Below are 10771 nucleotides of genomic sequence, written 5' to 3'. Positions count from 1 at the left end.
GAGTCGGCTGAAATTGAGGCCGTCAGTGAATACCAAGTTCCAGCAGCAGACTCAGGCACAACGCTATACTACGCCATGGAAGAGCAAGCTGAAAAAGCCCTTCGTGTGACGGATCAGGGCAATATTATCTTCTTCAATACGCAAGACGGCAGCGTTGTCAGTAATCAGCGCCTACCCATCCCTGAAGGCGTTAGTGTCACAAGCGTCAGTGCTGCAGAGCCCGCCAGTCGCACTATTTTGGCAGGTTTGAGTAATGGCCAAATTATTATCGTTAAGCACAGCTACAAGATCACCTATCCAAACGATAAGCGCCTTATTACGCCTTATATCGAGTTTCCCTTTGGCGAAGAGCCAATGGATATGGACGAATCAGGGCACCCAATTACATTTGTCTCATTATCATTAACTGAAGACGCCATTTTGATCGTTGGCGCGAATGATCAAAGTGAACTGTTCTCAACTCGCTTCTCAAAAGAAGAAAACTTCATGACCGGTGAGGTAATGCTTGAAGCAGAGCCTGTTAGCATGCCGACATTGAATAGTGAACCAAAGTTCGTCATCGCTGAACCCGGTATGCGCTGGGTTTTTGTAGCATCGGAAAAAGACATCAACATCTTCGACCTGGCCGATAACGAACAGGCGACCATTAACGGCACCGTTCATTTGCCCGAGAACAGAGACATTATCGGCATGGAACTTTTACTTGGCGGTTCCTCTATATTGGTGACTGAGTCCGGCGGGATTGTTTCTCAATGGTTTATGGTTCGTGACGACAACAACCACTACTCATTACAGCGAATTCGTGACTTCTCAATTGATGAAGATTCTACGGCAGAAATCACATCAATCGCCATTGAACACCGCCGAAAAGGCTTTGCCTCGGTAGATGATAGCGGCACCATTTCTTTGTTCAACACGACTGCTCACAGCACAACATTAGAGAAGAAAGTAAGCGACGCCGCCATCACACATGCCAGCATCGCACCTCGCGCTAACTATGTATTAGTCGAAAATGAGCAAGGTCAGATTAGCTTCTGGCACATTGACAACGAACACCCTGAAATTTCTTTCTCAGCCCTATGGCAAGAAGTTTGGTACGAAGGGTACCAAGAGCCAGAGTACGTTTGGCAGTCTTCAGCCTCTAACAACGACTTTGAACCAAAGTACAGCCTGTCGCCACTTGCCTTTGGTACATTAAAAGCAGCATTTTACGCTATGCTAGTCGCGACGCCACTTGCTATCTGCGGCGCGCTATATACGGCTTACTTCATGGCACCCGCACTGCGTCGTAAAGTGAAGCCTTCGATAGAACTTATGGAAGCACTACCGACGGTTATCCTCGGTTTCTTGGCAGGTCTGTTTTTCGCGCCATTCATGGAAGATCACTTACCAGGCATCTTTGCTTGGCTCTTGATTACCCCGCTCTCTTTACTTGCGTTTGGCTTCATTTGGGTGAACTTACCCGACCGAATTAGACACGCCGTACCGGAAGGCTGGGACCCCGTGCTGTTAATTCCGGTTATCTTGTTAGCCTCGTGGTTCAGTATCGAAATTAGCCCGGTATTGGAAGTCGCCTTCTTTGGCGGCGATATGCGGTCTTGGTTGACCAATGAAATGGGCATCGATTTTGACCAGCGTAACGCCTTAGTCGTGGGCGCCGCGATGGGCTTTGCCGTCATTCCTACTATCTTCTCGATTACTGAAGATGCGATTTTCAGTGTACCGAAGCATTTGAGCTATGGCTCTCTGGCATTGGGTGCTACCCAGTGGCAAACCATGACTCGCGTCATTCTTCCTACGGCAAGCCCGGGTATCTTCTCTGCTGTAATGATCGGTATGGGTCGTGCAGTTGGTGAAACCATGATCGTATTGATGGCAACGGGTAACACGCCAATCATGGATGTGAATATTTTTGAAGGCATGAGAACCTTGTCTGCCAACATCGCAGTTGAAATGCCAGAATCCGAAGTNGGCAGTACACACTACCGTATCTTGTTCCTGGCAGCCTTTGTATTGTTCCTCTTTACCTTTGTTGTTAACACCTTTGCTGAATGGGTTCGTCAGAGCCTTCGTTCTAAGTACAGCGTAATTTAAGGATTAAAATCATGAGAGTACCTTTAAAGAAATGGTTTAAAGACGGCGATCCTTGGGTTTGGTTAAACGCTGGCGCGGTCGCAATCAGCTTGGTGATGGTCTTTAGCCTGTTAATCCTGATCGCTTCACGTGGTTTAGTGCACTTCTGGGCACATGATGTCGTCGAGGCTGATGTAGAAAACCGAAATGGCGGTACCTATAAAATCATGGGTGAGCTGGTCGAAACAGAAAGTGTTTCTGCTGTTCAGCTGAGAGAGGCTGGTTACAAGGTTCCTCAAGGCGTCGAGTTTATGGATCGTCACCTGCTTAAAATGGGTAACCGGGATGTAACGGGCAGTGACTTCCGCTGGGTATTGGATGCCTCCTTAAGTAATCGTCATTACCCTGAAGATATTATCGCAATGGAACGTCGCGAATGGGGTAACTTCTACGGCTACCTTAAAGATGTAAAAGAAAGCGGCCAGGTTGTCGCCTCTGGAAATGGCGCATGGGATGAACTGAGCAAGCGTATCGAACGTGCATTGAGCATTCATGATGAGATCTATACGATCGAAAAGGCCGAGATCGGCAGCATCAACAGCCAAATCGAGCGTTTACGCCTAAAAGAGCGCTCTTATGAGCTAAACAATGAGCTAACAGCTCAGCGTCAATTAGCGCTTAAAGAAGAACGCGCAGCGCTCGATAATCAATACAAAGGGCTGCAATCACGCCTGAGTGATTTATACACGCAAATCAATCGTGACAGTCTCGTCGCAACAACAGCGGATGGCCAAGAGCGAGAAATCGAGATAGCCCACGTTGTTCGCGCATTCCAGCCTAACAAAATGTCGCTGGCTGAGAAGATCTCCTTCTATATTGAGAAGCTAGTTGAGTTTGTTAGCGATGACCCGCGTGAAGCCAACACAGAAGGCGGTATCTTCCCCGCTATTTACGGTACGGTTTTGATGGTAATCGTCATGTCTATCATGGTGACACCACTAGGCGTTATCGCCGCTGTTTACTTGCGTGAATATGCACACCAGGGTGCAATTACCCGAATTATCCGAATCGCGGTTAACAACCTCGCCGGTGTTCCCTCTATCGTATACGGTGTATTTGGCCTGGGCTTCTTTATTTACTTCCTGGGCTCAGGTATTGATCAGGCCTTCTTCCCTGAGGCATTACCCGCGCCGACGCTAGGTACCGGTGGTTTGTTATGGGCTTCAGTCACGCTAGCGATCCTGACATTGCCAGTGGTTATTGTAGCGACTGAAGAAGGCTTATCACGTATTCCAAGATCCATTCGTGAAGGTAGCCTGGCCTTGGGCGCAACCAAAGCTGAAACACTCTGGCGTGTCGTACTACCTATGGCAAGCCCTGCAATGATGACCGGTGTTATTCTTGCGATTGCTCGTGCAGCGGGTGAAGTTGCGCCATTGATGCTGGTAGGTGTGGTTAAGCTAGCGCCTTCATTACCGCTAGATGGCAACTACCCTTATCTGCATTTGGACCAGAAGTTTATGCACTTAGGCTTCCATATCTACGATGTTGGCTTCCAGAGCCCTAACGTCGAAGCGGCACGACCACTTGTTTACGCAACCTCGCTATTATTGGTTATCGTTATTGCAATGCTAAACCTAAGCGCAGTCGCGATTCGTAACAAGCTACGTGAGAAGTACAAAGCATTAGAAGTTTAACTAGCGCCTGAAATGGTTTGAGTTTTAATAATTATTGAGTTAACTGGATAGACACCAGAAAGAGATATGACTATGCAAAATGATACAAATGATTCGACGACACAAGCAGGCGCACAAACCGAAACTAAGACGCACGCTATCGATATCAGTTCACTACAGCGTAAGTCTGCAGCTCTAAAGCTGGAAGACGAAAAAATTGCACTAACCGTTGACGATTTACGCTTATGCTACGGTGAAAAAGAGGCCCTTCACGGCGTAAATATGCAGATCCCACAGAACCGAGTAACGGCTTTTATCGGCCCATCGGGTTGTGGTAAATCGACATTATTGCGTTGCTTCAATCGCATGAACGATTTGGTTGATGGCTGTAGCATCACCGGTAAAATCATGCACGAAGGTAAAGATATCTACCAACGTAAAGTCGAAGTGGCTGAACTTCGTCGCCGCATTGGTATGGTATTCCAGAAGCCAAACCCTTTCCCAAAGAGCATCTATGAAAACGTCGCTTATGGCCTGCGTATTCAAGGAATCAACAAAAAGCGTATTCTAGATGAAACAGTAGAATGGTCTCTACGTTCTGCAGCACTTTGGGATGAAGTTAAAGATCGTCTTGATGATAGCGCATTGGGTCTATCCGGTGGTCAGCAACAACGTTTGGTGATCGCACGAACCGTTGCTGTTAAACCAGATGTATTACTGCTTGATGAACCCGCTTCAGCCTTGGACCCATTGTCTACGCTGAAAATTGAAGAACTGATTCACCAGCTAAAAGATGACTATACTATCGTTATCGTAACCCACAATATGCAGCAGGCTGCTCGTGTATCTGACTACACGGCGTTTATGTATATGGGCGACTTGATCGAATTTGGCAACACTGATGAGCTGTTTACCAACCCACGTAACAAGCAGACTGAAGACTATATAACCGGTCGTTACGGTTAGGTTTAGGACTATATCAACTCGCTACATGACACTATGCTGCATTAACGGATAAAAGAGGCAAATATGAGTATTACAACAAACGACGGCCACACTCAGCACATTTCCCAGCAATTCAATCAGGATTTATCTGAGTTGCGTAACCAGTTGCTAAATATGGGCGGTATCGTACAGCGTCAAGTATCTGATGCAGTAGAAGCTCTTATCACCAACAATAGCGAACTCGCCGATACGGTCCGTAACAAAGACCAAGAAGTTGACGCAATGGAGTTACTGATCGACGAAGACTGTACCCAGTTGATTGCACGACGTCAGCCGGCAGCGAGTGACCTTCGCTTAGTCATTTCTATCATCAAAATGGTTGCAGATATCGAACGCATTGGTGATGAAGCCAGTAAGATTGCCAAAATGGCAATCCGCCTGACTGAAGAGGGCAAAGCACCTCGCGGCTACGTCGAAATTCGCCACATCAGCGATCATGTTGGTCAAATGGTCAATGGTGCACTCGATGCCTTTGCACGTTTCGATATCGATATGGCACTGGATATTATGAAAGAAGACCATGCTGTCGATGCCGAGTACAAGTCAGCGGTTCGCTCACTGATGACCTTCATGATGGAAGACCCTCGCAGTATCTCCCAGATTCACAGCGTTATGTGGGTACTACGTGCCTTGGAACGTATCGGTGACCATGCGTGTAATCTGGCTGAGCACGTGATCTACATCGTAAAAGGTAAAGATGTGCGTCATATGCCGATTAAGCAAGCTGAGCAGCTTGTTGAGTCTTCCAAGTAGTTAGTTCAAAAGAGTGCCCTAGGCTTTGCCTTGGCACTCTCTGTTTTTGCAAGTAGCGCTCTACTCTACATTCTGTACTTGCTCGCGCATCTGCTCGATCAAAACTTTCAACTCTACCGCCGCTTTTGTGGTGTCTGTTACGATAGACTTAGATGACAAGGTATTGGCTTCTCGGTTTAACTCCTGCATAAGGAAATCAAGACGTCGCCCCACCGGCTCCTTTTTCTTCAGTACACTTCGTACTTCAACTACATGAGCATCTAAACGATCAAGCTCTTCAGCCACATCAGTTTTCTGCGCTAGCAAAACCATCTCTTGTTCAAGGCGTTCATTGTCCATTTGTACAGAAGCTTCTTCGAAGCGCTTCTTCACTAATTCGCTTTGCTTTTTAAGAATATCTGGCAACCAGGCGCGCACTTCTTTAACGATATTTTCAATAGCGACTAAACGCTCTTCAAACAGAGGCTCTAGCTGAGTGCCTTCACGTTGACGGTTTTCCAATAATATTTTTAAGCAGGCCTCAAAGGACTCATTGGCTTGTGCCAACAGTTGCTGGCGGTCACCTGACTCATTATCAATCACGCCAGGCCATTGAAGCACCGAGATCGCATCAACCGGTGCGACGTCATCAAATAACTCATTTACCGAACGGCAGGCTTCACTTAACTGAGCGAGCACTTCAGCATTCACCTTCAAGCCATCAGCTTTACGGTTACTGGGCTGCCACTTTAAGGAACAGTCTAGCTTGCCCCGAGATAAGTACTTACGCATCAAGGATCTGAGTTTAGGTTCCGCTTCACGAAACATATCCGGTATTTTTAAGTGAGGCTCGAGATAACGATGATTGACCGTTCTTAGCTCCCACGTTAATACACCTTGTTCACTTTCAAGTTCTAAACGTGCAAATCCTGTCATGCTTTTCAGCATTGGTACTTCCCCACTTAGCTCAGTTACGTATGTTCAAATTGATTTACGAATTCTACTCGCTAGGCACTTAGAAACCCACCTTTAAAGTGATAAACTTGCCGGCAAATTTTCCCGGTACCCCTTTATTTAATTCCCCAATAGGAAGAACTTTATGAGACCAAGCGAACGCCAACCAGATCAAGCACGCGAGATTAAAATCACCCGAAACTACACAAAACATGCTGAAGGCTCTGTCCTGGTTGAGTTTGGCGACACCAAAGTTATCTGTACTGCCTCAATAGACGAAAAGGTACCCCGCTTCCTAAAAGGTGAAGGACAAGGTTGGTTAACCGCTGAATATGGCATGCTGCCTCGCTCTACCGGTTCACGTATGATCCGTGAAGCAGCAAAGGGTAAACAAACAGGTCGTACCGTCGAAATTCAGCGTCTAATCGGTCGCTCATTACGCGCCGCTGTTGATATGAAAGCACTCGGCGAACGCACCATTCAAATCGATTGCGATGTTATCCAGGCAGATGGAGGTACTCGTACAGCGTCTATCTCTGGGGGCTGCGTGGCACTCATGGACGCTCTTCAAGGCTTGGTAGATGCAGGAAAACTGAAAGAAATCCCGCTAAAGCAAAAGATTGCGGCGATTTCTGTAGGCATCTACAAAGGTACACCCGTTCTCGACTTGGACTACCCGGAAGACTCAGAAGCAGAAACTGATATGAACGTGATCATGACAGACAAAGGCGGCTTTATCGAGATTCAGGGCACTGCTGAAGGTGAAGCGTTTGAAGAGTCCGAATTTAATGCCATGTTAGCACTAGCGAAGAAAGGCATTAACGAGATATTTGAATTACAAGAAGCTTCTCGAAACTCGTAGAGAAAGCCTAGAATAAAAAAAGGGATGGTAGCAAAACCATCCCTTTTTTTATTCTGATCATCTAGTTACATGATAAGTATAAGTGATATTGATCCCCTCATTCGTTTCAAATCTAATATCCGTCCATCCTCTAATAACAAGATTGGTGAGTGTTTATCACTAAATATATTGGCAGGTCAGTAGACTGGTAATCATTATAATGTTGATATATTCTGCACCAATGCTGTCACACTTTTATATTCTGACAAGGAAATTAGCAATGCAACTGAAGCAACTGACATCCCTACTCTTCATCTTCAGCCTGACACCTCTTAGCCACGCTGATGCCTTTGCCGAAATGGAAGCTGACTCAAGCAGAGAAGCTAGCACTTATGCTGAGCTTGATGCGGAAACAGGAAGCTGCCTCACAGAGTTACGTGAGAACAACCAGCGAGCAACGAAAATGTTAGCTGTACTAAAAAAGAAGAAGAGTAAGATCGCCAAGCTGGAAGGTAAAGTCGAGAGCCTGACGGCTAAGCTGATTGATCGCTCTGGGCCAAAGGCTTGTGATACCTCCGCGCTAAACCAACGTATTTCCATACTGCAAAACCAAAACGCTCAACTTAATGCCGAACTAACGACACTTAGAAGTACTCAAGCTGGCAATGCGAATCAGACGCAACAGGCTTTACTAACTGCACAGCGCGAGAACCTTGCACTTAAGCAACAAATGGCAGAATTGCAAAATAAACTGATGCTTGCAGGCTCCAAATCAAATACGGTCGTTCAAACTGTTACGGCTAATAGCCTCCCTAACGTAAGTGGCATTGATATTGAAGAAACCGTTGATGCAAGTTGGAAAAGCTCGGCTAGAGGGTTCCAAAATCGATTAGGCCAGGACTTCGCTTACAATTGCCCACCAAACGGAGCTGTGCAAAACGTTTATGGGGGAAATAATAAATATTATGTTGATTCATCAGTGTGTACTGCTGCGATCCATGCAGGTCTGATGACTGCAAAATCAGGTGGTACCGTCGCAATCCGAATTATTAGAAGCAAGCATGGCTTTAAGGGCTCATACAAAAACGATATCCAGAGTAATAACAGAAACAATCGCTATCAAAAAGGATTTACTTTCATAGCCTTACCTTAGTTTATTCTAAGTCGTCCTCTTCCATCAATGCAGGCTGCTATGAAAAGAGCACTCTTTCTTAAACCGCTAACGCTCTCTAGCATATGTCTGCTCGTCGCTTGTGCAGGCCAACAAAGCAAACCGAATATTGGTGACCAAGCCTGCTGGTTAGAGCAGCCAATAACAGAGGAAAGAATTGGCCAATTCGGCCTAGCCAGAGACCTCTACATTGGTGGCGAGACACCGATAACAAAGAGCCGTAAACGGGCGGTGGCGAGCTTGGCTGACTACCTTGCGGTTAACCAAGATATTGAAAGTGTCTTAGAAAGCGTTAATGACAAAGTAGACTCGGCCTCCTTAAATGGCCAAACCCTATATTTTAGCGATGAGTTTAGCCTAGATGGCTATGCCTACAGCTACGCAACGCTCGACAAAGTAGAGATCTCAAAACAGTGCCCTCCGCAAAGCTGCGATATCTCGGCCTGTCAGCCTGCCTGGCTGTGCACTCCTTCAAAGGGCGATCAAATCGCCATGCTCGGCGTAAGCTACCAGGCAACTAGCCCGGTTGAGCAGCATTATAAATCAATTGAGAATGCCTTGATGCAGGCGGAATATATGTATGGCGTTGATATTGTTGCGCAGAAGAACTTCCGCCAAACCAATAGCAATTACTTTCGCTACAATGTATTTAAGCAAGATGGAGAGGTAAACACCGGTACCCAAGAGGCACTATCCTATGCCGTAACAGACCGCTGCTCTTCTCAAGGAACCTTGTACAGCCGCGTGGCACTCTATGGCGATATTCGCCAATCTGAAGCCAAGCCTGTGACCAATAATGCCTGGTTAAAAGACCCCAAACACCTTGGCTATGATGGTGCTATCGGTTCCGTACAAAAACCTGTCGCATCGGGTTTGATTTCAGACCAGATTAAGCTTGCCATCAAGCGTGCAGCAATTCAGCTGGCCTTTGAAAAAGAGAGCGACGTTTCTGAAGAATCTGTGATCATCCAACGAGGAGATAACAGCTCTTTGTTAATTAGCAATATCAATGAAAATACCAATGTTAAGCTTCATGCCAAAGTACTGAGCATTCACTTTAAAGAAAGTGAAGGTGGCCAGCTTGAAGTCTTTGCCTGGTTAGCACGCATCAACTAAATAGAACATTGCTTAGTCAAGTAGATGATCCGCTTGTATATCCACTGGACTTAATTTTCATGATGATTTATAAAAGTTATGGTATAGATAGAGTTTGTATTGCTGTTTAGGGAACGAACAATGTCAGTCCTTCATTATTTTTTTCTTCTCAACAAAAATATTTTATCTCAAAACGAAGACTTGTCCTTCAAGTATAAATAACAAAACATAAACTACCCATAAGGAAGAAACATGAAACTGAAGAAATCCCTCCAAACACTTTCTACGGCTGTTGCATTTTCATTGCTTGGCGCTTGTGCTTCTCAAGCCCCTGCACCTGAAGCACCTAAAGCGAAGTTACCTTCATGGGTGCTAATGCCTATCATTGAAAACGGTATCGCTGACACACAATGCGTAAGCGCAACCACTGATATGAACGTATTGAAAAACAAAGCAACGGCTTTAGCTCGCGCAGAACTAGCCAAGCAGATTGAAGTAAAAGTTAAAGCCATGGATAAGACCTACCAGCGTCTAACCGATACAGCTGAAGGCTCAACCACCGGCGGTACTTTTGAGTCGGTTTCCAAGCAGCTAGCAAACAAAACCTTATCTGGTAGCCGCGTCACCAAAATTGACTATGTAGACTTCCCGGACGACACACAAAAGCTATGCGTCATGGTGACTATGTCTCCAGAACTCACCGAATCTTTGTTTAAAGACTTGCTTCAAGGTTCTGGCAAAAGCATCTCTCCTAAAAACGAAGCTGTTTTATATGAGCGTTTCTTAGCCAAGAAAGCAGCCGATGAAATGGAAGCTGAGTTTAGCGCTGAAAACTAATCACGGCGCTTATCACCTTTGCCAGGGCGGGTACAAGCTCGCTCCTGGCTCTTCCTAAATCGTATTGAAGCCTTAAACAAATAAAAGGATAACGTTATGAAAAAGGGCGGCTTTAAGTTACTCAATTTAGCGGTTTTGCTAGCACTTCCAATAAGTAACCTTTCTGCTAGTGACCCTTTTAATGAAATGAACGAAGCTTTTGGTGACATCGACAAAGCTTTCGAGCAAAGTGCACCCCCTAGTAAAAAACCGGAAATGTCCGAGTTTGAGAAATTCAAACTTCAAGAAACAAACGCCTTCGATAGCTATAAGAAAAAGCTGATGGAAGAGTTTGCAGAGTTTAAGAAAATATCCCAGAAAGAAACACAGCGCTATCAAAGCAAGCTC

At 45.7% G+C, this 10771-nt stretch carries 10 protein-coding genes; 9 read left to right on the top strand and 1 reads right to left on the bottom strand.

Features of this window, described 5'->3' with window-relative positions; translation table 11 throughout:
* The 4 genes from A3756_RS15195 to phoU all read left to right on the top strand — a co-directional run.
* On the top strand, window positions 1-2094 hold a 2094-nt coding region (locus tag A3756_RS15195; protein WP_068553803.1), incomplete at its 5' end, for an ABC transporter permease subunit.
* A gap of 11 nt (window positions 2095-2105) precedes the next feature.
* Window positions 2106-3770: a phosphate ABC transporter permease PstA gene (pstA, locus tag A3756_RS15190; RefSeq protein WP_197469946.1), complete on the top strand. Its 1665-nt coding sequence runs from the start codon at window positions 2106-2108 to the stop codon at window positions 3768-3770.
* Window positions 3771-3842: 72 nt separating this feature from the next.
* Complete coding sequence (gene pstB, locus A3756_RS15185) at window positions 3843-4715, top strand: phosphate ABC transporter ATP-binding protein PstB (protein ID WP_068514420.1); 873 nt, start codon at window positions 3843-3845, stop codon at window positions 4713-4715.
* Between the two features lie 69 nt (window positions 4716-4784).
* Window positions 4785-5507, top strand: coding sequence for a phosphate signaling complex protein PhoU (phoU, locus tag A3756_RS15180; protein ID WP_304438889.1), 723 nt, complete (start codon window positions 4785-4787; stop codon window positions 5505-5507).
* 60 nt (window positions 5508-5567) lie between these two features.
* On the opposite strand, the gene A3756_RS15175 is transcribed toward phoU, so the two are convergent.
* Window positions 5568-6434, bottom strand: a complete 867-nt coding sequence (locus tag A3756_RS15175; protein WP_068514428.1) for a YicC/YloC family endoribonuclease — start codon at window positions 6432-6434, stop codon at window positions 5568-5570.
* Between the two features lie 151 nt (window positions 6435-6585).
* Here A3756_RS15175 and rph point away from each other — a divergent pair, with 151 nt between their 5' ends.
* The 5 genes from rph to A3756_RS15150 form a co-directional block, all read left to right on the top strand.
* Window positions 6586-7302, top strand: coding sequence for a ribonuclease PH (rph, locus tag A3756_RS15170; RefSeq protein ID WP_068553802.1), 717 nt, complete (start codon window positions 6586-6588; stop codon window positions 7300-7302).
* A gap of 259 nt (window positions 7303-7561) precedes the next feature.
* The gene (locus A3756_RS15165) at window positions 7562-8434 is read left to right on the top strand and encodes an LCCL domain-containing protein (RefSeq protein ID WP_068553801.1); all 873 of its coding nucleotides are present in this window, start codon (window positions 7562-7564) and stop codon (window positions 8432-8434) included.
* A gap of 39 nt (window positions 8435-8473) precedes the next feature.
* Complete coding sequence (locus A3756_RS15160; protein WP_068553800.1) at window positions 8474-9568, top strand: hypothetical protein; 1095 nt, start codon at window positions 8474-8476, stop codon at window positions 9566-9568.
* Window positions 9569-9799: 231 nt separating this feature from the next.
* Window positions 9800-10384 (top strand): LPP20 family lipoprotein, encoded by a 585-nt coding sequence (locus tag A3756_RS15155; RefSeq protein WP_068553799.1) that lies wholly within the window; start codon window positions 9800-9802, stop codon window positions 10382-10384.
* Window positions 10385-10480: 96 nt separating this feature from the next.
* Window positions 10481-10771, top strand: a 291-nt coding sequence (locus A3756_RS15150; RefSeq protein WP_197481325.1) for a hypothetical protein, incomplete at its 3' end; no start/stop codon positions are given.

The organism is Oleiphilus sp. HI0086, assembly GCF_001635225.1.
This window is presented reverse-complemented; position numbering and strand designations above follow the sequence as displayed.

Coding starts and splice junctions, on each gene's coding strand:
- pstA (WP_197469946.1), top strand. CDS start 2,106: ATGAGAGTACCTTTAAAGAAATGGTTTAAAGACGGCGATCCTTGGGTT.
- pstB (WP_068514420.1), top strand. CDS start 3,843: ATGCAAAATGATACAAATGATTCGACGACACAAGCAGGCGCACAAACC.
- A3756_RS15175 (WP_068514428.1), bottom strand. CDS start 6,434: ATGCTGAAAAGCATGACAGGATTTGCACGTTTAGAACTTGAAAGTGAA.
- rph (WP_068553802.1), top strand. CDS start 6,586: ATGAGACCAAGCGAACGCCAACCAGATCAAGCACGCGAGATTAAAATC.
- A3756_RS15165 (WP_068553801.1), top strand. CDS start 7,562: ATGCAACTGAAGCAACTGACATCCCTACTCTTCATCTTCAGCCTGACA.
- A3756_RS15160 (WP_068553800.1), top strand. CDS start 8,474: ATGAAAAGAGCACTCTTTCTTAAACCGCTAACGCTCTCTAGCATATGT.
- A3756_RS15155 (WP_068553799.1), top strand. CDS start 9,800: ATGAAACTGAAGAAATCCCTCCAAACACTTTCTACGGCTGTTGCATTT.